A 24752-nucleotide genomic window follows, 5' to 3' on the forward strand; every position below is an offset into this window, starting at 1 on the left:
GATTTTGTCCACCTGCCCTAAAAAAGGGTGGGGGTTAAGCTGTATTTTGGAGAAATATATGACTGTTTTAAATAATCGCATCACTTGTGTAGCCGCCGCGTGCGCCCTGTTTTCGACCTCTGCTTTTGCACAGGACCCATCACTGACTAATCCGGCTATCAGTGCGGTACTCGATGGCTATTACCAAAACACCGAACGCCCTATGGCGGAGCGTGTAGAAGGCTTCGGTTTAGGGCACACCGAGTTGGCGATGAGTGCCAATATCGATGATATGTTTTATGGCAAGTTGACCGCCGTGGTAGAGATGCACGACGGGGAAACTGAATTGGGGCTCGAGGAAGCCTTCATCCAAACCCTGGCCATGCCGGGAGGCTTCTCTGTTCGTGCGGGTCGCTTCCTTTCTGATGTGGGTTACCTCAACAACCAGCATGTACATACCGATGCATTCTCAGATCGCCCCGCTGCCTACCGTGCCTTCCTTGGCAGCCACTATTTTGATGATGGTGTTCGTCTTACTTACGTCGCGCCGACGGATATCTATTGGGCGATGGGTATCGAAGCCTTTAAGGGTGATAGCATGCGCGCGGCGGATGAACACGGAGAGCGTGAGTTCGAAGAGTTGGGTATCTACACGGCCTATACCAAGTTTGGTGGAGATATCGGTGCCAATGGTTCCTGGCAGGCGGGGCTTAGTTATATGCGCAACGAAAATGGCCGCCTGACCGCCGATGAGCATGAGGAGCATGATGAGCACGAAGAGGCCGGTGGTGACGACCATGGTCATGAACACAGCCACAGTGCTAACTACACGGGAGAGAATACCTATATTGCCGACTTCGTCTATAAATGGGCACCAAATGGTAACTATAAATATCAGCACCTTACAGTCAGTGGTGAATACTTTAAGGTGACTGACTTTGCTCCGGCGCTTCATGCAGATGAACATGAGAGTGAACATAGTGTCGATGATCAACAGGGTTGGTACCTCAGCGGTGTATACCAGTTCTCTCCTAAATGGTCTGCGGGGCTGCGTTATGGCGAAGTGGATACTCAGGAGATGCATGGCGATCACTTCGACAGTCAGAAACTGAAAGAGAGCGAGATAAGTCTGGCCTGGCATCATAGTCACTTCTCTACCGTGCGTCTGCAGTATACTAATCAGAAGGGAACAAATTTCGATGGTATAGAAGATGACAACGTCATCACTCTGCAATATGTCATGACTCTGGGGGCTCACGGTGCGCATCAATTCTAATCTGACTAAAATAGCCGCGCTCGCCTTGATGGCGAGCTACTCCTGCGTCGCAAATGCCGGGCTGAATATTTTTGCCTGTGAGCCTGAATATGCCGCCCTCGCTAAAGAGTTAGCGCCGGATGCTAAGATCTATTCTGCGACGACGGCTATGCAAGATCCACATCAGGTGCAAGCCAGGCCCAGCCTTATCGCCAAGATGCGCCAGGCAGACCTGTCGGTCTGTGCCGGTGCCGATCTCGAGGTGGGTTGGCTACCTATGTTGCAGATGAAGTCAGCTAATGCCAGGGTGCGATCGACCGACCGAGGGCTATTCTTTGCCGCGGATCAGGTGGAGACATTAGATCAGCTTGAGTCTGTCGATCGAAGCATGGGAGATGTTCATGCTCAGGGTAACCCGCATCTGCACTTCTCCCCACAGAAGGTGCTGAAGGTTGCTGAGGCCTTAACGGATAAGCTGGTGCAGCTGGACCCTGATTCTAGTGCCGACTATCGAAAGGCGTTGGGTGACTTCAGTAAGAGGTGGGAAGATGCGATTCCTGTCTGGGAAGCGAAGGCTGCACCCTTACAAGGCAAGAATGTGATCGCCTATCACTCAAGTTTTCGATATCTGTTCGACTGGATAGGGATAGAGCAGGTTGCCGATCTGGAGCCTAAACCCGGGCTGCCGCCGAGCAGCAGCCATCTGGCCAGCTTGCTGAAACGCACCGAAGCCGGTGACGTTATGGCGATTATCGTCGCATCTTATCAGGATGAGCGTGGTGCGAACTGGTTAGGCGACAGAGCGAACCTGCCGGTTCAGGTCTTACCTATGTCGGTGGGGGGGAATGAGCAGAGCCAGGATCTGTTTAGCCTCTATGACAGCGTGTTAGATCTGTTGTTAGGGCTAAGTAGCAAGTAAACGGACTTGCCTGCTCATCTTATCGACGCCTTGGCAGTTACCGCCAGGCGTCGGTATCTCTCTTATATGAGTTACTTCAATCAAAGAGTTCCACTATATGTTTGATCTCGATCTGCTCTCGATTCTATTACCGGCATTTGCAGCCGGTATATTGGTTTTATCTACCCATGTTGTCCTTGGGCGGCAGGTACTGAAGCGTGGCATCATATTTATCGATCTGGCTATCGCACAGGTTGCGGCGCTGGGGGCGATTGTCGCCCACCTTAATCACGATATTGAACATATCCCGTTTTCACATGTCTGGATGCCGGCGCTCTTTGCCCTTGCCGGTGCGGCTTTTATTGCCTGGTTGTCTAAGCGGATGGCTGATGAACTCGAAGCGATAATCGGCTGCTTCTATGTGCTCGCCGCTGTTGCAGCTATGCTGATGTTGTCTAACGACCCACATGGTGCCGAGATGCTTAAGCAGTTGATGTCTGGTCAGATCCTCTGGGTTAACTGGTCTCAACTGATACTTCCCGCTTCCGTCTCGGCATTAGTGTTGGCAGCGATATACTTAAGGCCGCAACTGCTCGATGGCAGTGGCTTCTATATCATGTTTGCCCTGGTTATCACCCTGTCTGTCGAACTGGTCGGGGTTTATCTTGTGTTCAGTACCCTTATACTACCAGCGCTGGCGGTTAATAAGTTTAAGGCTGAGCACAGTTTAGTGGTCGCCTATTTGGTCGGTTTAATCGGATATATCCTGGGGTTAGTACTATCGGCTAGCTTCGATCTGCCTAGTGGCGCCGCAATTGTTGCGACATTGGCAGTGAGTGCAATCCTGTTCAGGGGGCTGTTAGCTCTGCTGAAAACAGGACGTGGCGAGGGGGCGGTGAGCGCTTAATTAAGTTCGCGCCGTTAAAACCTGGTTAAGCTTGAGCTTATATACTTCCGCTGTGTTTAATCTGTATTAAAGTTAATTCTTCAATGGTGGGATAGGCTTACCGATTAATTCTCGGAATACTCGGTTATAAAACTGTTGGTCTCAGTCTACAAATGTAAACAATATATTGAGTCGCAACACCTTGCTGGCTATACTGTCACCACTGATATCAAGGGAGTTAGTTGTGCTTTTAATCCTCAGATCGTTGATTTTAGCAGTCATGTTACTGCTATCATTTGTTTTTGGTGGCCTTTTCTGTTTGTTGAGACCGCGCCATCGCGACAATGTACACATGTTCGCTAAAATATTTTCCTTTGCTGCCCCTGTATTAGGTATCAAGGTTATTGTACGTAAGCCGGAGGTGGAGTCCGCCGAGCCTTGCGTCTTTCTTGCTAATCACCAAAATAATTTCGATATGTTTACTCATACTGCGGCTGTACCGAAAGGAACGGTAAGTCTGGGTAAGAAGAGTTTAGCTTGGGTGCCTTTCTTCGGTCAGATCTATTGGCTATCCGGTAATATTTTGATCGACAGAAAGAATCGCAGCAGAGCCTTCGAGACTATGGCTCAAGCGGCTAAGAAGATTAAAGAGAAGTACTTGTCTATCTGGATCTTTCCTGAAGGTACACGCTCTCGCGGCAAAGGCTTACTGCCATTTAAGTCGGGGGCCTTTCATACCGCAATCGAAGCCGGTGTGTCCATGGTACCTGTGCTGGCCTCTAATCAAGGACATATCAAACTCAATCGTTGGAATAACGGCGTAGTGATCATCGAGATGATGGAGCCTATCGAGACCAAAGGGTTAGCTAAGTCTCAGGTGAAAGAGCTTTCAACGAGAATCCACTCGATGATGTCAACCAGATTGGCACAACTCAATCTGGAAGCCTCGGCCTTAATGGCTAAGTAGTCCGACAGGGATAAGTGTACCTCGCATTTTCGATTGTGTTGAGTATAATCACACCAGAATTTTTATTGGGAGTTATCCATGTCAATTGATCGTTTACTTAAGGCTCAGAAACAGGAAAACCAGGAGATAGTCAACGCTATTCTGGATGATGGTTCTAAGCCTGATGCTGAGTACACTATCGAGCACCATTTCTCATCGAGCAGCTTCGATCGTCTGGAGAAGGCTGCGGTCGATGCCTTCAAAGCCGGCTTTGAGGTCAATGATGCCGAAGAGATGGAGTTGGAAGATGGAAGTGTTATCTACTGTTTCGATGCCATCGCCCACCATAAGCTTGATGTAGAGATGCTGGATAAAGCGTGTGAAGCCCTCCTCGTATTGGCCGCTAAGCAGAAGGTGGATTACGATGGCTGGGGAACCTACTTCATCGATGAAAACGGTGAAGAGTATATTGATGATGAAGAGTTTGAAGAGAAACCACATCATTGATAGATAGCGAAGCCGAATACATATAGTATAAAAATGCCCATCTTAGATGGGCATTTTTTTTGAAGAGTGTTATTTCGAAGCCGCAGGTTATACCTGCTGGTATCATGTTTCGCTACCCGTTTCCACGTCGTAGATGGTGCAGTTATTTCGGCCCGACTGCTTGGCGGTATACAAGGCCTGATCGGCGCATGCCAACCATTGACCGCTGTTTTCCAGCTGATCATTAATATCGCTGATCCCCATGCTCACGGTTACCTTTATCGGCTTGCCTTCGAAGATAAGCTCTGACTTTTCAATTTTTTCCCTTAATCGGTTTGCAAAATGAAGGGCATCTTCGGCGCAGGTGTTAGCCAGCACCACAGAGAACTCCTCGCCACCGTATCTTCCTGCGCAATCTGTTTCACGCAGAGATTGTTTCAGCAGGTGAGAAATATGTTGAATCACCTTATCACCCGCCAGATGACCGAAGTTATCGTTGATCTTCTTAAAGTGATCGATATCGAACATGACCAGGCTGGTTTTATCGCCGTAACGTGTGTGTCGGTCGAACTCTCTCTGCATACAGAGCTGCCAGTGACGTCGGTTATGCAGCTGAGTTAAGCCGTCGGTCTGGCTCAGATGTTCTAAGCGCTCGTTGGCGGCTTTCAGCTGCAGCTTATTGATGGCGACATCGCTTACGTCATAGATGATCAGGCTGATGTGGGTGATCTGCCCGGTCAGTGAAGAGAGCGGAAGCAGGGTGACATTCTGATACATGAAGTCGGCCCTGCCCGTGATGGGACGGTAGTTTTTAAACTTAAACACATAGGGACGTTGCTCCCAGCTGATAAAGGCCCGGTTCTTTAACAGGAAAACCGACTCCATCTTCTGCTTAAGCCAGGTGGCAGGCAGGTAGTCAAACTGTTCGAAAAGGTTGCAGCCCTTAATGGAGTTAGGGGAGACACCACTGTGGTTCTCCATAAAGCCGTTCCAAAGCTGAATATCATAATTTCTATCTAATACCACTAAGCCGACTTCGATGGTTTGAACCATATCGATCAACCAGTGAAGTTCGTTCATTGCGCTTTGGTCATATGACATATGAGTGGTCCAACTTATTCAAACAGGTAACCGAGCTTAAAATTAAGCGTCGGTAATGAGTCTTCGGTGAATAACAACAGAAGATCGCACTGAATATCATGATCTTCGATGCGGTAGTTAATCTCCATTGCCAGAGTTCGAGACCACTTTTCAGAGTTATCGTGGATGAGGTCATTGACTGTGCAGTGGCGTCCCAGTACCACAGGATGACTCTGACTGAACTTCATATGAAGCTGTTCAGATATACCATTGAGAAAGGCGCCAATAAGCACATTACCGGTATCGATCATCACCTCAACTTCGGTATTTCTGTCTTCCGGGTTCGCCAGCCCCATCAACTTCGCCATATCTTTAAAGGATGAGTCATGAAATAACAGCAGGGCCTCACCCGCAACCCCTGCGCCGATAAAGCCCTGACACAGTGCCGATACCGTACTGCGCTCCTCAGTGGCCTTGAGAGTCATGGTGAGTTCACTGACCTCGAGCACATTCACATTTGGAATAGGCAGGAGCACAAATACATCGAGGAGCTTGGCAAGCAGATCTGCCGCACGCCCCATGGCGACATTGGCCACCTCCTGGCAGGCGTCTCTGAGATCGACCTTGATCATAGGTGATTCTATCGCCTCTTCGCCCAGAGCTATGGTGAGAATGCCATACTCCTGCAGTATGTTACTTATAGCGTCGGCGCTGACCGGTTTTTGGATAAAGTCCAGTGCTCCCAATGCCTTCACCCGTTCATGGGCCTTTATTTGAATATCGCCTGATACTACTATGACCAGTGCCGGTAGATCTTCCTGCTGTATGGTCTGTAGTACCTCGTAACCATCCATCACCGGCATGTTGAGGTCGAGAAATACCACCTCTCCCTTACCGGCGCGAATCGCTTCGATACCTTCGGCTCCGTTATTAGCAAAGGTTATTTCGACATCCCACTCTTTAGGGAGTGTTCTTGCCATCTGCTTTCTGGCGAGTGCGGAGTCATCACATATGAGTACAGGGATCGGCATTATTCTTCTAACATCCTATTTTGCTCATATATTCAAGATAACACTTATTATTGAACTCGGTCGTTCAAATGATGAATTATGCTGCAGTAATTGTTTTATTTTATTGAGACACAACTCGTCTCGAACTTATGCAATGGGCTGAGTTCGGCTAGGGTAGTGCTATCTATTATCGCTCAAGCCAGCAAAAATCCTGAGTAGATCTCTATGAGGCCTTGAATTTACCGGATTTTATCGGCCTACGATGAGTATATAGAGGCATTGTCTATCACTGTTAGCCCAAATAGTAAATCAAGGTGTCATTTTTTTGACTGAGGTCAAATTTTTCCCTGTATGTTATCGCTATTAGTTAAATATTCCAAATATGTTAACCTGTTGTTCTGGACAGACCAGTTAGGCTTGAGAGGATGAGATGGCAGGCAAGTATATTAAGTTAGATGTAGATGATGCAGGCGTGGCTCGGGTGGTAATAGATAGGCCGGAGAAATACAACGCACTTAACTTCACTATGTTCAAAGAGTTAGATAACGTTATTCGAGAGTTGAGAAAGGATCTCCGGGTTAAGGTGGTGATCTTATCGGGTGCGGCAGGCAATTTCAGTTCCGGCCTGGATGTTAAGAGTGTCGTCGAGTCACCGATTCAACCGATAAAGCTACTTTTCAAGTGGTTACCCGGAAATGCTAATCTGGCTCAAAGAGTCTCCTTTGGTTGGCGAAACCTACCTATCCCTGTGATAGCCGTTTTAGAGGGCTGCTGTTTTGGCGGTGGGATGCAGATAGCACTCGGTGCCGATATTCGTATCGCCGGTGAGGACGCCAGAATATCTATTATGGAGGCTAAGTGGGGCCTGGTACCGGATATGGCCGGCTTAGTGTCACTCAGAGAGCTGGTTGGAAAAGATCAGGCCATGCTGTTAACCATGACGGCTAAAATATTGTCGGCTCAGGAGTCTCTGGACAGAGGCTTAGTCACAGAGGTGAGTGACTCTCCCATGCAAAGAGCTTTGAGCCTCGCCTCTGAGTTAGCCAACACATCACCCGATGCCAATGCGGCGATTAAGATGAGCATTAATCGCAGCTGGGGCGCCAGTATCCGGAGCCTGCTGTCCCGTGAGTCACTCAGTCAGATAAGATTGCTTTTGGGAAGAAACCGGATCATTGCGGCAAAGAGACAGAGCCAAAAAGCCAAGGCAAAAAGCGGTAACCGGGCAACGGGTGAGCATGTTGGTAATATCGACTATAAACATGAGTATAAACAACGACAAGCCTGGTGGTAGAGCAGAGTAAAGGCCTAAATAGTGCGTTAAAAGCAGATCCCATACGGATTCGCCCCTCCTATAATAACGGGGCCTCTCTTGATGTGAATTCGATCACACTCTGTTGAGGCGAGTGTGGTTTTGTCGGCAGGAGACTCTAGAATCCGTCTCCAATTTCCCTTTAGATATTTGGACTTACGGATGAGAAACATCTTTGAGCGTATTTTGTGGAGCAGCAGACTCTCCGTCATGCTGGGTGTGCTGGCATGTATCGTTGCTGCATTTGTGATCTTCGTTATGGGGGTCAAAGATGTGATTCATATGTTGGATCTGATCTGGAGTTACCTGTTGAGCGGTAGCCATGATGTGCGCAATGATCTGGTTATGGTTGTGGTAGAGATCCTGGACACCTTCCTGCTGGGAGCGGTGCTGCTCATCTTTGCATTTGGCCTGTATGAGCTCTTCATCAGTAATCTGGAGGCCGCCGAAGAGAGTGAAGCAAGCGGCAAGATACTGATTATCAGTAGTATCGATTCACTCAAGAGTAAGCTGGGTAAGGTGATCCTGATGATGTTGATCATCAAGGTGTTCTCCTATTTCAGCGAGATGAAGCCAACTTCGATGCTGGAGTTGCTCTATATGGGGGTCATAGTGGTGCTGGTTGCGCTTGCTCTGATGCTGACCAAAGATAAGAAGTAGTCGGCTCTGGTACTGGTGCTACTAAGGCCCGCTATTCGTGGGGATTTGAGTATCCAGTCTCCAGAGTATGCCTTGTTGATTCGTTGCGCGAAGCTTTCAATCAGTGCCGGGCAGGTTTCCCCGGATGGTCTCTTGAGGTTTTGATTGAGTGAGCTCAGTTGCTGGCTGATTTTGTTCGATGGCTTTAAGGGTATGCCTTGTTAATTCGTTGCGCGAAACCTTCAATCAGTTCCAGGCAGACTTGCCATGCGGTCTCTTGATTTAAGTTTAGGGACATCAGTTGCTGGCTGTATCGGTAGGGGGAGTTATGGGGGGACAGCTCTCGCCTTCTCTCCACCGTATTCAGTGAGGCTCTGTGACCATCTCTTGATTGTATATCCAGTACCGGCAGATCCAGCTCGGCAAGTAGCTTAGGCAGGGCCTGGTTCTCATCTATTTGACGCATATATGGATTGATGATGACTAAGATATCAGGCTTAGGCAGCTTATTCTTACTGAGCAGGGAGATGGTCAATCCGGCCCCCTGAGCCGTGGTGATGAGGATGCGCTTGCCCGGAAATGGCTTGCCTATGGCGTCGAGTTGATCCATAGATTGAACGACAAACAACTCCTGCTTTTCACGAATTTTTTTCCAGGTTTCATCACTGAACTGTTGGGTGGGCTCGCTACTCTTTTGGATCTCTTTTCCCTCTCCTGCCTTGGCAACCTCTTCGGGGCTGGTCGCGAAATTCGGGGTTACCACGCTGTTTGGCGGTGTTATAGAGATGGTTGCCCAGCCGGTGTGTGTCAGGTTCCGTCTCAGAAATGCCTGCAGGCCGGCCGAATCAGCATCCATCCCCGTATTGGCAAACATGATGGCCGCTCCTAACTTCTTCTTACCAATCCATGGTCGAATAAGCACTTCAGATTTTTGTTCACCCACATCGATAGCGATAACTTCATCGCTGGGGAGATAATCATACTTAGAGACTTTTTCAGCGGTTTCGGCCCATGCAAGCCAAGGTTGAGCGGAAACTACGAAAGAGATAAGTATAAAGCGAAAGGAAAACAGGCGGATAAGACTCATAGAGACCGAACTGAATGTTAATCTTGAATAGGGCAAGTATAACAGGTTGGAAAAGAAGGTCCTAGAATTCGGGGTAAGGATACCAGGTCCTAGATTCTAGAACCTAGGACCTGGTACCTGAGCTTACGCGTGGCTTACAAGGACTAAACGAATGGCATCCAGCTGTAGCTGACAGCCGTCGAGGTATCCGTTGAGCTCATTCATCTGCTCGCGTATATGCTCCAGCTCCTCATCACGGATATTCGGATTCACCGCCTTCAGTGCTTCGAGACGCTCAAGCTCGAGAGTGAGCTGGGATGTCATCTTGGCTCTGGCGCTCTCGGCTAAGAGGTTAAGCTCACTCTCGGCAAACTCTTCAGCCTTGGCAAACAGCGGATGCAGTATGCTCTGCGAAGCGTTGACTAACTTACTGGCGATATGACGATTGACCGCACTCAGCTGCTTGTTGAAGCTATCATAGCTGACATTGTCAGACAGGTTATTCCCGTTTTTATCCAGCAAGATACGTACCGGCGTTGGTGGCAGGTAGCGGTATAACTGACTGGATTTAGGCGCCGAAGCATCTGCCATATAGATCAGCTCGAGGAAGATGGTGCCAGCTGGTAGTGCCTTGTTCTTGAGCACTGCCACACTCGTGGTACCGGTCTCCGATGAGGTGATCAGGTCTAAACCTGTCTGTACTATCGGGTGCTCCTGGGTGATGAGCGCAATATCGTCCCGCGATAGTGCCATCTCCCTGTCGAAGGTGACCGTGATGCCATCTTCGGGAAGTCCAGGATAGGTCGGGTACATCATATGTTCGCTCGGGCGCAGGACGATGGCATTTTCGCCGCTGTCTTCCTGCTCCACACCGATAACATCCCACAGGCGTATGACAGAGCCGATAAGCTGGGTATCTTCATCACGCTCAGCTAAGCTTTGTACCAGCTTATTAGCACGCTCGCCGCCATGAGAGTTGATCTCAAGCAGTTTATCCCTGCCTTGCTCCATCACCACTTTCAGCTCTTTGTATCGAGTCTGGGTGTGGTTGAGTAACTCGGTGAGAGAGTCATCATCCTGATTAATCAGTACATCCAACAGGGGCTCTGAAAACTCATTGAACAGAATATGCCCGCTGGGACAGGTCTGCTCAAATGCGTTGAGTCCTTTGTGGTACCACTGCATCAGGCACTCTTGGGCAGTTTTCTCGAGATATGGGACGTGGATCTCGACATCACTGTTCTGCCCGATACGATCCAGACGACCGATACGCTGTTCGAGCAGATCCGGGTTCAGCGGCAGATCGAACAGAACCAGCTGGCTGGCAAACTGGAAGTTACGTCCCTCTGAGCCGATCTCAGAGCAGATCAATGCCTGAGCTCCACCCGTCTCCTGTGCGAAGTAAGCCCCCGCTTTATCACGCTCAATGATAGACATACCTTCGTGGAATACGGTCGCCTGAATACCTTCACGGGTACGTAGCGCCTCTTCGAGACTGAGGGCGGTCTCTGCCTGGCTGGCAATGATCAGGACTTTCTTTCTGCGGTTCTCTTTAAGGAAGCCGATGAGCCAGTCGACTCTCGGATCAAACTTCCACCAACTGGCGCTGCTGCTGTCGAAGTCCTGATAGATTTTTTCCGGGCTCAATGCCTGCCTTACTTTTCCCTGGGTATCCAGGTGGCCATTCATCATGGCACCCACGCGTGCGGCTGTGACATATTGAGATGGCATCGCCTGCGGGTAGGCGTTGAAGATACGGGTCGGGAAGCCTTTAACCGATGCCCGGCTGTTGCGGTACAGCACACGGCCGGTGCCGTGTCTGTCCAGTAACTCCTGCAGCAGCTCGCTACGGGCTTCCTGTTGAAGATCGGGATCGATATCCGTCGCCTGAATCACATTGATGCTGGGAGTGATATCCTTTTCGGACAGCAGCTCTGTCAGGCTGTTGATGGCATCATCGGGCAGTTTATTTCCGCTGGCCAGCGCATCGGCAGCACTGGCGACATCCTTATAGCTGCTCTCCTCCTTAAGGAAAGCCTCATAATCATAGAATCTGTCCGGATCCAGCAGGCGTAGACGGGCAAAGTGACTCTGATGACCCAGCTGATCCGGGGTTGCGGTCAACAGGAGCACACCCGGGACAACTTCACTGAGTGCCTCTACGACGCGGTAAGCGCGGCTGGGGGCATCTTCGGTCCACTCAAGGTGATGAGCTTCATCGACAACCATCAGATCCCAATCGGCATCTAAGGCTTGCTCTAATCGTTTCTTCTTACGCAGCAACTCCAGTGAACAGATCACCAGTTGTTCCGTGTAGAAAGGGTTGTCGTTATCGGCATACGCCTCGACACATCTGTCTTCATCGAAGACAGAAAACTTGAGGTTGAAACGACGAAGCATTTCGACCAGCCATTGGTGGCGCAATGTATCGGGGACTATGACCAGGATACGTTCGGCGCGTCCGGTCAGCAGTTGCTGGTGAATGATCAGACCGGCTTCGATGGTCTTACCCAGCCCCACCTCATCGGCAAGCAATACCCGGGGAGCGAAACGTTGGCCAACTTCATGGGCGATCCATTGTTGGTGAGGGATCAGACCGACTCTGGGACCCTGTAAACCCAGTAGATCTGAGGTTGCTAATTTGTGGCGTAATAGCTGGCACTGATAGCGAACGCCGAAACGTTCCATTCGATCTATCTGTCCGGCAAAGAGTCTATCCTGAGGCTTGTTGAAACGAATGTTATGGTTAAGCAGCGTCTCTCTCAGGCTCGTTTGTTCACCGGTTTCGTTGTGGGTGCCATGGTAGATCATGAGGTTGTTTTTCTCTTCCACCTCACTGACGGTCAGGCTCCAGCCTTCGTGGCTCTCTACTTTGTCGCCCGGGTTAAAAATAACACGGGTCAGGGGAGCATCGGTGCGTGAAAACAATCTGTTCTCATCAGTTGCCGGAAACATCAGGGTGACCATGCGGCCTTCCATTGCTACTACTGTACCTAAACCAAGTTCAGATTCGGTATCACTTATCCAGCGTTGACCTAAGGAAAAGGGCATTACTTATTTCTCATCTACAGGGTGAATCTCGAAGGGCGCGTATTTTTACCCAAACTCCCCTAAAGTGCAAGGCTCGCAGCTTAGGTTCTCTCATCGAATCCGGGCACCTTTTTCACGCTGATGCAGCTCATATCCCGGCAGGCTCTTTTTGGTTGAGAAAGCTAAGATAAAGCGAGTCGTGCATGCTCCCGCAGGGCGAGGGGAGATGCTGAAGTAAGTGTAGCAACTTTTTTGTACTTATTGTTTGATTTAACGCCTTCAATGGGTGGGGCATCCCGCCATCTGCTGCCGATTCCGGTCATGAATGTAACTCGTTTGGCGAGAATTATTGAGCCGAAAAACAGCTAATATCCGGGTATAACCAATTCGATCTCAATTATAGAAAGTTCTAAGTAAGTGATTGATGCGTTACTGTATTGGTGTCAGTATGGATTCAGGTGGTAGCAATTTTTATTGCTTCATTGACTGACAGTTTATAAATATCCCGGCCTATAAAAAGGAGCAGTAGCAAAGATCTCAGCATCAGACCGATAGAAATTTTGGAGGCGCCATGGAACAAGACGACAAAAAGTTGTTTGTACTGGATACCAATGTATTACTGCATGAACCCTTAGCTATCTATTCATTTAAAGAGCATGATGTAGTGGTCCCGATGACAGTTCTGGAAGAACTGGATCAGATTAAAGACAGAAAACGAGATGTAAGCAGAGATGCCCGGGTGGCTATCAGAGCCCTCGAGGATATTCTTGGCGATAAAACGACCCCCGAGGAGATAGTCCAGGGCGTAAAACTCCCCCGGCGAGAAGATCATGGAGATGTCAGCGGGACACTCGCTATCTTCCCCGATCATCAACTCGAGCAGACCGAGTCAACGCTTCCCCTGAACAATAACGATAACCGTATTATCAACACGGCGTTACACCTGCAAAAACTTCATCACCCCCGCACTGTCGTTCTGGTAACGAAAGATATCAATATGCGCCTGAAAGCCAAAGGGGCGGGTATCATATTGGTTGAAGATTATCGTACCGATCAGCTGATCGATGATATTCGCTTCCTGACTAAGGGGTTTCATCAGTTCAGTGGCGACTTTTGGCAGAGAAAGGAGCACGTCTCTACCGAAACCCATGGCCGGCATACCTACCATACGGTGCCGGTTGCCGAGGTGGGAGAGGAGAACTTCTATAGTAACCAGTACCTTATAGATGAAGACTCAAACTTCTGTGGCCGGGTCATTGAGCGTGATGACACAAACTTAAGGTTGATGGATCTCGGCAGAGACAGGCTGTTGAGCCTCGATGCCTGGGGGATCCGGCCTAAGAACATCTATCAGGGAATGGCGCTACAGGCGCTGTTGGATCCCGAGATCGATCTGGTGATCCTTACGGGCCCGGCGGGTTGCGGTAAGACACTGTTGGCGATGGCCGCGGCGCTGGAGCTGGTGGTGGAGCGGGGAATGTATGAAAAGGTTATCGTCACCCGTAATACCCCGGAGATTGCCGAGTCCATAGGCTTCCTGCCGGGCACAGAGGAGGAGAAGATGGCTCCCTGGCTGGCGGCGATCACCGACACTCTGGAGGTGCTGCACAAGAACGATGTTAACCCCAGTGGCAGCATGAACTACATCATGGATAAGGCGAATATTCAGTTTAAATCCATCAACTTCATGCGGGGGCGTTCGATTCAGAACTCGGTGGTCCTGCTCGATGAGTGTCAAAACCTGACCGCCTCCCAGATCAAAACCATGATCACCCGTATGGGAGAGGGCACTAAGCTCATCTGTAGCGGTAACCTGGCTCAGATCGATACCAACTACCTCTCCGCAGTCACATCGGGATTGACCTATATCGTCGAGCGGTTTAAAGACTTCGAAGGCAGCGCCAATGTCTACCTCAATGGTGTGGTGCGCTCTCGTCTGGCCGAGTTTGCCGAGGAGAATCTGTAGTACTGAGTGACAACTTTTACTCTGGAGTTGCTCAATCTGTCGTAACTTCAATGAGGCCCGGTATCATCCGGGCCTCATCGCTATTCTGTACCGCTGTTTTCTGGCTACAGATATTGAGCTAAACCTCACCAGAAAGCAGGAGACGTCAGGAAAAGTTTATAAATCAAAGCGCTGGGTGATGAGTGCTCGAAAGAGCTGCGGAGCGGCAGCCAATAACAATTGTTAATCAGGATGTTGAACACTTAGATCTCATGTCGTTAAAACTCTAAACACCTCTGTATCAAACTGTATGCACAGGTTTGATTAAAAGTAGTTTATCTCACGTTAGTCAACTTTTTATACTAAGATAATGTATTCCTATCAGCTATCTTCCTGATACTATACCGTTAATGAATTCATATAGCCTTGGCAGGGAGACGCCGGGGAGATATCGCGTTATTCAAGGGTCACGAATGAAACCGACTGAGCAGGATCTGCAACTAAAGTCGCCGATACAGAAAAACTATAATCGTGCTGTTTTCTATACCTATATTGGTGTCATCATCATGGCGCTGATCACCGCATGGTTTTTCTTCGAGCGACAGAAAACCCATCTTATGGAGCAAAGAGAGGAGCAGGTTGAACGTCACGTACTTCAAATAGATCTGCTGCTCGAGTCCAGCATACGCGCGGTGAAGAGTCTGAGAAACGTGGCTGTGGATCATCTGCGCCTGGGCGAGCTGGTGCGTACCGACAGACTGCCTCAGTATGAAAAATTCAACGAGAGTGGCCAGTTTTTCACTCTGGAACCCAGCTATGCCAAGACAGGCGAGCCCTTTACCAACATGGGGCGGATAACGGGTACCGGTTCCCTTAACGGTCGCAGCGACAAGTTCTATCAAGAGCTGGAGATGCTGTTCGAGCTGTCACTCTCCTTCCCGGTTGCAACAGAGGCGGCGCCTAAGGCCTCCTCTATCTACTACATCTCTAAGCGCCGCATCATGTCCTATTACCCCTGGCCGTCTGATGAGCAGCGGTTCAGGGAGGAGTTACTCAATAAGAATCAGTTCCAGCTGGCGACCCCGGCGATGAACCCCCAGCGCAGCGTGTTCTGGAGTCCGGCCTATGTCGATCCGACCGATAAGGGGCTGCTGACGACTCTGGGTGTGCCCATCTATCTGCAAGATGAGTTTATCGGCTCTATTAACCTGGATATGACGTTGGCGTCGCTGTCGAAACAGATACGCCTCTACTTTAAGATGCCGGGCACGGTAATCCTGCTGGATCAGAACAACAATATTCTCTCCCATAATGGCAGCGATGCGACCAATATCAGCCGGGTGTTTCATATCAGCCAGAAGATCCCGTCCGAACTGCACTCGATTCCGGAATCTGAGCTGTTCGATGCCCATGAGGGGATAATCCGTAACGGTTACTACATCCACTCGGTGGCATTGCAAAACGCTCCATGGCGCTTGCTCTACCTGCAGGATGAAGACGATCTCTTCATGGACTCCTGGGAGAAGTTAGAGCTGACCTTTATCCTGGTGGTGCTGGCACTGTCGGTACTGGTGACCATAGTTCACTGGCAGACCCGCCGCTCCTTCGTCAACCCGGCCTCGCGTCTGTTGACCCATCTCGAAGGTTGCTCTCAGGAGCCGAGAAAACCGCCGGAGACCATCACACCCGGCTGGGAGCCCTGGTTCCAGCTGGTGAGTCGTATTTTCGAGGAGAATCAGCAGTACACCAGACACCTGGCGGAGCAGAATCGTCGTCTGGATAAGCTGGTTGCACGCCGCACCGAGCGCCTCAAAGAGACCACGGAGCGTCGTGAGCGGGAATACGCCCTGCTTCGTTCCCTGCTCGACTCCATCCCCGAAGCGATTGTCTTCAAAGACAGGGAGGGGAAATACTTAGGGTGTAACAAGTCCGCCGAGCGTATGCTGGGCTACACCGAGAGTGAGATGATAGGTCAGGAGAGCATCAGGCTCACCACAGATGAGCAATCGGTGAGGATCAAGAAGGAGGATGAGCGGGTCCTGTCTGAAAGGACACCGCTGCGCTATCAGGAGAAGGTGGAGCTGGCAGGTAAGCCGGTGCTGCTCGATACCCTCAAGCTGCCTTTCTATAATCGTCGTGGTGAACTGCTGGGTCTGATTGCCGTGTGGCGTGACGTGACCCGTGAATATGAATCCGCCGAACAGCTCAGGCTATCTGAGGAGCGTTACCATCTGGCGATGGATGCGGTAGAGGATGGCCTGTGGGATTGGTATCTGGATTCAGAGCAGATCATCTGTAATCCGGCCTACTACTCCATGCTGGGCTACAAGAGCAACGAGTTCCCGGCGCTGGTTTCAACTCTGGATGAGCTGATCCATCCCGACGATCGTATTCGTGTCGAGGAGTACCGTGAACAGTATCTGGCGGATCCCATCGGCGCCTACGATATCGAGTTCAGAATGCGCGGCAAGAGTGGCCAGTATCACTGGGTGCTCTCCAGGGGCCGGGTGGTCGAATTTACCGTAGACAGTCAGCCTAAACGTATGGTGGGAACCCATAAAGATATTACCCGCCATAAGAGCAACGAAGTGGCCATGCTCGAAGCCAAGCAGGACGCCGAATCGGCTAACCTCTATAAGAGTGAATTTTTGGCGAACATGAGCCATGAAATCCGTACGCCGATGAATGCGATTATCGGCATGCTGCAGCTCGCTCAGCGTACTTCACTGACGCCGCAGCAGGAGGACTACCTGGATAAGGCGGGGTTCTCGGCTCAGTCTTTGTTGCGGATCATCAACGATATCCTCGACTTCTCAAAAATTGAAGCGGGTAAGTTAGAGCTGGAGAGAGTCTCGTTTCCGCTGGATAAGGTGCTGGATCATGCACTCGATCTCAACGCCCTGAAGGCGCAGGAGAAGGGTGTCGAACTGCTTCTCTACGCCCCTGTTACTGCCGGACTGATCCTGGAGGGCGATCCTCTGCGTCTGGGTCAGGTCTTGATCAACATGCTCTCTAACGCGGTTAAGTTTACTCAAAGTGGTGAGATTGAACTTGGTTGTGAAGATGTGGGCGAACGCGACCATAGAATTACCCTCAAGTTCTGGGTTCGTGATACCGGCATAGGGATCAGCAAAGAGCAGCAGGCCAGCCTGTTCGATGCCTTTGCACAGGCCGATGGCTCGACCACCAGAAAGTATGGTGGCACGGGGCTGGGGCTCTCTATCAGTAAACACCTGGTCTCTATGATGGGGGGCAAGATGCAGGTTCAAAGTGAGATGGGGGTCGGTAGTACCTTCAGCTTCACCATCAGCTTCGAGATCGCCGAAGAGGCCGAGGTTAAGCCAATGATCGTACCTGAGAAGTTGGGCAGCCTTAAGACTCTGGTGGTGGACGATAACCCGACCGCACTGCAGATCTACTCTTCGGTGATGCAGGACTTCCACTTCGATGTGGATACGGCTGCCAGTGGCTCAGAGGCGATCTACAAGCTTGGAAAGTCTTCGGTTGACCTGTTACTGCTCGACTGGATGATGCCGGAGATGGACGGTATTGCGGTGATCGAGGAGCTGGATCGTATGGTCGCCGACGGCAGACTGGATAAGCGCCCGGTTATCATCATGATGACGGCTTATGCGGCCGAACCGCTGCAAAAAGATGTCGAGAAATCCAATATCTTCGCCATGCTGCAGAAACCGTTTAAGGCATCGGCGTTATTCGATGAGATCATCTCGGCCTTCGCCGATGAGCCTAAACTCAACCCGGTACAGGAGTTGACCGAAGAGAAGGTAGAGCAGGAAGCGGGTAAGGTGCTGCTGGTGGAGGATAACTTCATCAACCAGCAGGTTGCGACCGAGCTGCTTAAGAGTGCAGGTTATGAGGTGGATGTGGCCGAGAATGGTCAGATCGCTATCGATATGATCGAACAGAAGCAGTTCGATGCCGTGCTGATGGATATTCAGATGCCGGTGATGGATGGACTGACGGCCACCAAAGAGCTGCGTAAACGTTATAGCACCGCAGAGTTGCCTATTATCGCGATGACGGCACACGCCATGTCCGGTGACAGAGAGAAGAGTCTGTCTGCCGGAATGAATGCGCACATCACCAAGCCCATAGTACTTAATGAGTTATTTGACACCTTAAGTCATTGGATTAACAAGAAAGAGTGATTAATCGATTCGTATCCGAAAAGGAAAATTCTTGCCCGAATCGAGTGATTTATCCGCCGATGGAGATAGTGTTATCTCCATCGGCGGTAGTCATTGAATTATTTGCACTTGAGACTCTCTCTTGAGCAGTTTAAGCTCGTTTTACTCGTGAACATTTCATCGATGCAGCCAACAACAAAAACCAATAAGTGATTACGCTGCAGTCCCCCTTTCAAGGAGAGCAAATGAAGCCCTATAACATCGCCCTGGCGGTAGCACTGATCTCTATCCCGGCCGCCAACGTAATAGCCGCGCCGACAAATACCGCCACCATCATAAAGAAGAGTCAGCCAGCCAAAGGTTTCATCAATCTCTTTTACTCAAAAAGTGATGGTGAGTTGTATCTCGAAGCCAACAAGCTCAATCAACCCTTTCTGCTGCTGACCAGCCTACCCCATGGTGTGGGGTCTAACGATATCGGCCTGGATCGTGGTCAGTTAGGTTACACGCGTATGGTGCAGTTTGAGCGTCAGGGCCCCTACCTTCTTCTTAAGCAACTTAATACGAACTACCGGGCGGGTACTGACAGCAGTGCCGAACTCAGGGCGGTGAAAGAGGCATTTGCAGAGTCGGTGCTGTGGCGTGGCAAGGTGATCGACGGTAAGCGGGATCTGGTATCGATCAATGAGTTGGTGGTAAGCGATCTCCACGGAATCGCCTCGACGCTGGAACGGGCAAAGCAGGGGAGTTACCGACTGGACAAGACGCGCTCGGTCATCCTGCCTGAAGGGGTCAAGTCCTTCGAGCGTAACAGCGATGTCGATGTGTTGCTCTCATTTAACAGCGAAAAACCCGGTGACTATGTCTCACAGGTGACACCCGATGGTAAACATATGTCGGTGCGTCTGCGTTACTCATTTATTGCGCTGCCCGAAGAGGGCTATAACGCCCGCGATTACCACCCCATGAGTGGTTACCTCTCGGATCAATATTTAGATTATGGCACCCGGGTTGATCAGGATATTAAACGGCGCCACCTTCTGCGTCACAGGCTGCAGAAGGTGACACCGGGAGCAGCGCCCAGTGAAGTGGTTAAACCTATCACCTACTACCTGGATCCCGGTGTGCCGGAGCCGATACGCAGTGCGCTGTTGGAAGGTGCCTCCTGGTGGGAAGAGGCATTTACCCAGGCCGGGTTTATCGATGGATTCAAAGTTGAACTGCTGCCTGAGGATGCCGATCCTCAGGATATCCGCTATAACGTGATTCAGTGGGTACACAGGGCCACCCGAGGCTGGTCCTACGGTTCGGCGGTGACCGATCCCAGAACCGGTGAGATCATCAAGGGGCATGTGACCCTGGGGAGTCAGAGAGTCAGGCAAGATCACCTTATCGCCCGTGGTCTGACCGCGGGATGGGAAAACAGGGCACAGGCCGCTGAAGCGGCCAAGGCACTCTCTCTGGCCCGGATCCGCCAGCTGGCGGCCCACGAGGTGGGGCATACGCTCGGATTCGATCATAATTTTGCTGCCTCGGGTAACGGTAACGCCTCGGTGATGGATTACCCCCATCCCCGGGTAACCCTAAAGGGCGATAAGATCGACATCTCTGCGCCCTATGGCACCGGACTAGGCGCCTGGGATAAATTTATGGTCGAGTATGGCTATGGTGAATATGGTGACGAGCTTCAGCAGTCTACCCGGCTCTCAGAGCTCATCAGCAAGGTACAGCTGGACGGCCTGCGTTATATCGGTGAGGCCGATTCACGGGCCCGGGGAGCAAGCCATGCCTACGCGAGCCTATGGGACAACGGCAGCGATCCCGTCGCCGAACTTATTCGACTCGGTAAGGTGCGAACCCGGGCGATCGAGGATTTCTCAAGCCGGGCACTTTTGGATAAGCAGCCGATGGGGGAGCTCAGTGACGCCTTCGTGCCGGTCTATCTGTTGACCCGCTATCAGATCACGGCCGCGGCTAAGTTTATCGGCGGTACCGATTACAGCTATAACACAGGTATCGATGGTGAGTCCTGGCACTACCTCGCCCCACAGCTACAGAAGACGGCGCTTGATGCGCTGCTGCAAACACTCAAGCCATCGGCGCTGACGATATCCCAGCAACTGCAGGAAGCCCTGGTACCTAAGTCCGGTAACTATAGTCGCAGCCGCGAGAGTTTCGATTCAGCTCTGGGCGTGGTGAGCGACCCACTGGGGATGGCCGAAGTGTTGAGCCGCCATACCGTAGAGCAGCTTCTGACACCCGAGCGGTTAAACCGGGTCAATCAGGCTTACCTGAACGACAGGGAGGAGCAGCTCTCGGTTCCCGCTATCGTGGACAAGCTGCTTGGCAGCACCCTGTACGCGGATATTCCAACAGGGAGTCAGCTGGGAGTCTGGATGCGCGTCAACAGTGTCATCATAGATGAGCTGTTAACTGCATACCATGATGAGCGGACTCGCCCCGAGGTGAAGGCACAACTTGCAGAACGATTGCGCTATACCCTTAAGCAACTTAAACGCAAAGTTAAACGTGCCAGCGCCTATGAGGCGGCACACTTTGCCTGGCTAGCCGATGGGGTGGAGAGAGGGATTAAAGATGTGAAAATCAGGCTGATCCCTAAGCCACTTAAGATGCCACCGGGCTCGCCGATCTAACTATTTTTTCCGGCCTCGCAATTTCATGGGGCCGATCCCCATGTCATGATTAGCTGGTGGGGTGGAAAGCGGGGTAAAGATGTGGAAGTGAAGCTGATCTCTATGCCTGATAGAGCCACTTAAGATGCCACCGGGCTCGCCTATCTAACAGCTCTCTCAGCCAGTGGTGAAATGAAAAATCCCGACCCGCGTGAGCGGATCGGGAGTGCCGGGAAGCAATTTTTTATCAATGTATCAAGCTATCAATTCATTAAGCTTTTTTCTCAATTAATCAGACCGCATTAACCTCCTCTACGTGGATAGGGAATTCTGAATGCCAGGGTGTAGGTCACCGGCAGTACGATAAGGGTCAATACCGAAGCAAAGCCCAGGCCGAAGATGATGGTGATCGCCATGGAGCCGAAGAAGGCATCGCTCAGTAGCGGTAACATACCCAGCATGGTTGTGATAGCCGCCATCAACACGGGGCGCACACGGCTGACCGATGAGTCGATGACCGCAAGGTAAGCCTCCTTGCCCTGACTCAGCTCCAGGTTTATCTGATCCACCAGTACTATGCCATTTTTGATGATCATACCGGTCAGACTCAGCAGACCCAGCAGCGCCATAAAGCTGAAGGGGGCATCGAACAGCAGTAGCCCGGATACCACACCTATGAGTGACAGTGGTACGGTGAACCAGATAACCAGAGGCTGGCGTACCGAGTTAAACAGCAGCACGGTGATGAGGAACATGGCCAGATAACCCATAGGAATTGAGCTGAATACCGACACCTGCGCCTCGCCGGCGGTTTCAAACTCTCCGCCCCACTCGAGCTCATAACCACTGGGAAGCTCGATGGCTTCGATGTCGGCCCTGATCTTTCTAAATACCGAGTCGGCCGTCTCGTCGGTGCCGTTAATCGGGTCGGCATAGACTGCCAGCATACGTTTCCTGTCACGGCGCATGATGAGCGGATTTTCCCACTCGGTGCTGAACTCGGAAACCACTTGAGTCGCCGGTACGAACAGATTGTTTTCGCTGCTCCAGACCTGCAGCTTCCACAGGCTGTCCGCATCTAAACGCTCTTCGGCCGGAGCCCGGGCTATGATAGGCAACAGGTGGCTGTTTTCACGGTAGACCCCCACCTGCTTGCCACTGAAGTTAACCAGCAGGGAGTTATCGAGATCTTGCTTGCTGATCCCGGTCTCACGTGCCTGAGCCAGAGCGAGTTGCGGACGGATCAGGGTCACCTGATTGCGCCAGCTATGTCTCACGCCTACGGCTGTCGGCTCTGCATCTAATATTGCTTCTGCCTGGGTCGCCAGCTGACGCAGCACCTTTGGATCTTCACCATAGAAGCGCGCCTCTATCTTAGCGGCCGGGCTCGGACCATTCTCCATATATTTGAAGCGATACTCAGCTTCCGGATACTTGAGGCTTAGCTCCCGCTCAAGGGTACGCATATATTGATTCAAGGTGGTGAGATCTGTCATCTCGATCAACAGCTGGCCGTAAGCGTTATAGCCCTTCTCCGGTGCATATGAGAGCACAAATCGCTGCGCCCCCTGGCCAGTCACGCTGGTGAGATTGACCAGACCGATATCATGCACCTCCTGCTGCTGCATCAGGTCCTTCCCGATTCGTCCGAGCAGGTGCTCGGTTGCCTTGATGTCGGTACCCTCAGGCATCCATACATCGACAAAGAACATCGGCGTGTTCGAGGCCGGGAAGAAGACATTTTTCACGTGTCCGAATCCCATCACCGAGGAGATCAGCGCGGCGACAACGATAAGTATGGTGATGGCGCGAAAACGCATCGCCAGATTGAGCACGCCTCGGTACAGGTTGAATATCCAACCCTTGTATGGGTCATCATCTTCATCACTGCTGACTTCGCCGTCTTTGAACATCAGGTGACAGAAGAAGGGGGTCAGGGTCATGGCGGTGATCCAGCTGATAAACAGTGAGATCAGCAGCACCTGGAACAGGGATACACAGAACTCGCCGGTTGCCGTATCAGACAGGCCGATCGGTGCAAAGGCTAGAATGGCGATGACTGTGGCGCCCAGCAGTGGCCACTGAGTCTGGGACACCACCTCTTTGGCGGTTTCCAGCCTGGACTGGCCGCGTTTTATGCCGATAAGGATCCCTTCGGTCACCACGATGGCGTTATCCACCAACATACCCAGGGCTATGATCAGCGCCCCCAGTGAGATGATCTGCAGCTCGATATTGAGCACATTCATCATGATAAAGGTACCCAATATGGTCAGCAGCAGTACCAGCCCCATCAGCAGGCCCGCCCGCACTCCCATAAATATCAGCAGTACGCCGATCACGATGGCGATAGATTCGGCCAGATTGACCAGAAAGCCCGAGACAGTTTGGTCAACCATCTTACTCTGGTCGTAGACCTTAACGAGCTCCAGACCAATAGGACGCTGATCGTCAAGCTCGGCAAGCCTCTGGTTAATGGCTGCACCCACATCGACCACGTTCACGCCGCCGGAAAATGCGATACCTACCGATAACGCCGCCTCGCCATTGCCGTGATAGATCTCTGTTGGGGTTTCATCGTTATCTTTATAGATCTCGGCGATATCGCCAAGGTAGATAAGCTTAGTGCTGCCGGGGGCGCTGATAAGCAGGCGCTCCATCTGCTTAACCTGGTTAAATTCGCCGGTTGGGTGAATACGGATACGGTTATCGCCGACCCGGATGCTGCCCGCATTGGAGACGACGTTCTGGCTGTTGATCAGGCTATAGATATAGTCCTGATCCAGGCCTAAGGCGTTGAGCTTCTGCTGTGATATTTCGACAACCACCTGCTCGGTAATTTTACCGGCTATGTTGACCTTTTTAACCCCATCGACCAGTACCAGTTCACGCCTGAGGAAGTCGGCATAGTTCTGCAGTTCCCGGTTTGAGTAACCATCACCTGTGATGTTAAGCAAGATGCCGTAGACATCACCGAAATCGTCGATAACGCTGGGTGTCATCACCCCCGGTGGCAGCTCACCTGTCTTGTCACTGACCTTACGGCGAAGCTCATCCCATACCTGGGGCAGCTCTGTGGCATCGTAATGGTCCTCTACCTCAACCTCTATCTGAGACAGGCCGGCACTGTTGACCGAGGTGATATGTTTGACGGCATCGAGCTGCTGAATCGCATCTTCCAGCGCAAGGGTGACCTCCTCCTCTACCTGTTCGGGTGAGGCGCCGGGATATGCGGTGACTACGAGTGCCTGTTTGAGCGTGAACTCGGGGAATTCGAGCTGACCCAGGCCAAGAAAAGAGATACTGCCCCCAACGAGCAGTAGCAGGGCAAACATCCAGCTGACAACTTTATGTTCGATTGAGTATTGAGCGAAATTCACAGGTTAAATCCTTGCAGGCGAAAGCGGTTAATTAATTAATACCGATTGGTATAAGAGCG

15 protein-coding genes are annotated in these 24752 nt (G+C 51.2%); 10 read left to right on the forward strand and 5 right to left on the reverse strand.

Going from position 1 to position 24752, the window contains the following annotated elements; all coding sequences use genetic code 11:
- Positions 1 to 58: 58 nt before the first annotated feature.
- The 5 genes from Q1B47_RS06550 to rraB all read left to right on the forward strand — a co-directional run bounded on the left by Q1B47_RS06550 (position 59) and on the right by rraB (position 4471).
- Positions 59 to 1255, forward strand: a complete 1197-nt coding sequence (locus Q1B47_RS06550; protein WP_299790463.1) for a hypothetical protein — start codon at positions 59 to 61, stop codon at positions 1253 to 1255.
- Positions 1239 to 2153, forward strand: a complete 915-nt coding sequence (locus Q1B47_RS06555; protein ID WP_299790466.1) for a zinc ABC transporter substrate-binding protein — start codon at positions 1239 to 1241, stop codon at positions 2151 to 2153. The genes Q1B47_RS06550 and Q1B47_RS06555 overlap by 17 nt, the downstream gene beginning before the upstream one ends.
- Positions 2154 to 2250: 97 nt before the next feature.
- A complete protein-coding gene (locus Q1B47_RS06560) occupies positions 2251 to 3039 on the forward strand; it encodes a metal ABC transporter permease (RefSeq protein ID WP_299790470.1) in 789 nt (262 codons plus the stop codon).
- 223 nt (positions 3040 to 3262) lie between these two features.
- Positions 3263 to 3985, forward strand: coding sequence for a 1-acylglycerol-3-phosphate O-acyltransferase (locus Q1B47_RS06565; protein ID WP_299790473.1), 723 nt, complete (start codon positions 3263 to 3265; stop codon positions 3983 to 3985).
- A 78-nt stretch (positions 3986 to 4063) separates the two neighbouring features.
- Positions 4064 to 4471 carry a ribonuclease E inhibitor RraB gene (gene rraB, locus Q1B47_RS06570; protein ID WP_299790476.1) on the forward strand — a complete coding sequence of 136 codons (408 nt, stop codon included), beginning with the start codon at positions 4064 to 4066 and terminating at the stop codon, positions 4469 to 4471.
- A 102-nt stretch (positions 4472 to 4573) separates the two neighbouring features.
- On the opposite strand, the gene Q1B47_RS06575 is transcribed toward rraB, so the two are convergent.
- Together Q1B47_RS06575 and Q1B47_RS06580 are read right to left on the reverse strand one after the other, a co-directional pair.
- On the reverse strand, positions 4574 to 5551 hold the full coding sequence (locus tag Q1B47_RS06575) for a sensor domain-containing diguanylate cyclase (protein WP_299790478.1): 978 nt from the start codon (positions 5549 to 5551) through the stop codon (positions 4574 to 4576).
- Positions 5552 to 5565: 14 nt separating this feature from the next.
- Entirely contained in the window at positions 5566 to 6561 is a 996-nt protein-coding gene (locus Q1B47_RS06580) for a response regulator (RefSeq protein WP_299790482.1), read from the reverse strand.
- 409 nt (positions 6562 to 6970) lie between these two features.
- Here Q1B47_RS06580 and Q1B47_RS06585 point away from each other — a divergent pair, with 409 nt between their 5' ends.
- Together Q1B47_RS06585 and Q1B47_RS06590 are read left to right on the forward strand one after the other, a co-directional pair.
- Positions 6971 to 7834, forward strand: a complete 864-nt coding sequence (locus tag Q1B47_RS06585) for a crotonase/enoyl-CoA hydratase family protein (RefSeq protein ID WP_299790485.1) — start codon at positions 6971 to 6973, stop codon at positions 7832 to 7834.
- Positions 7835 to 8014: 180 nt separating this feature from the next.
- Positions 8015 to 8512, forward strand: a complete 498-nt coding sequence (locus Q1B47_RS06590; protein WP_299790488.1) for a YqhA family protein — start codon at positions 8015 to 8017, stop codon at positions 8510 to 8512.
- A gap of 184 nt (positions 8513 to 8696) precedes the next feature.
- Here the strand turns inward: Q1B47_RS06590 and Q1B47_RS06595 are convergent, their stop codons facing one another.
- Entirely contained in the window at positions 8697 to 9578 is an 882-nt protein-coding gene (locus Q1B47_RS06595; RefSeq protein WP_299790491.1) for a DUF3530 family protein, read from the reverse strand.
- 123 nt (positions 9579 to 9701) lie between these two features.
- Complete coding sequence (gene rapA / locus Q1B47_RS06600) at positions 9702 to 12608, reverse strand: RNA polymerase-associated protein RapA (RefSeq protein WP_299790494.1); 2907 nt, start codon at positions 12606 to 12608, stop codon at positions 9702 to 9704.
- Between the two features lie 550 nt (positions 12609 to 13158).
- Between rapA and Q1B47_RS06605 the strand changes: the two genes are divergently transcribed.
- From Q1B47_RS06605 to Q1B47_RS06615, 3 genes are all read left to right on the forward strand, one after another.
- Positions 13159 to 14553: a PhoH family protein gene (locus Q1B47_RS06605; RefSeq protein ID WP_299790497.1), complete on the forward strand. Its 1395-nt coding sequence runs from the start codon at positions 13159 to 13161 to the stop codon at positions 14551 to 14553.
- 452 nt (positions 14554 to 15005) lie between these two features.
- The gene (locus Q1B47_RS06610; RefSeq protein WP_299790500.1) at positions 15006 to 18701 is read left to right on the forward strand and encodes a response regulator; all 3696 of its coding nucleotides are present in this window, start codon (positions 15006 to 15008) and stop codon (positions 18699 to 18701) included.
- 224 nt (positions 18702 to 18925) lie between these two features.
- Positions 18926 to 21334, forward strand: coding sequence for a zinc-dependent metalloprotease (locus tag Q1B47_RS06615; protein WP_299790503.1), 2409 nt, complete (start codon positions 18926 to 18928; stop codon positions 21332 to 21334).
- A gap of 281 nt (positions 21335 to 21615) precedes the next feature.
- Here Q1B47_RS06615 and Q1B47_RS06620 read toward each other — a convergent pair whose 3' ends face one another.
- Entirely contained in the window at positions 21616 to 24693 is a 3078-nt protein-coding gene (locus tag Q1B47_RS06620) for an efflux RND transporter permease subunit (RefSeq protein ID WP_299790506.1), read from the reverse strand.
- Positions 24694 to 24752: the final 59 nt, after the last annotated feature.

It is taken from the genome of uncultured Shewanella sp., assembly GCF_947501225.1.
Classification (GTDB): domain Bacteria; phylum Pseudomonadota; class Gammaproteobacteria; order Enterobacterales; family Shewanellaceae; genus Shewanella.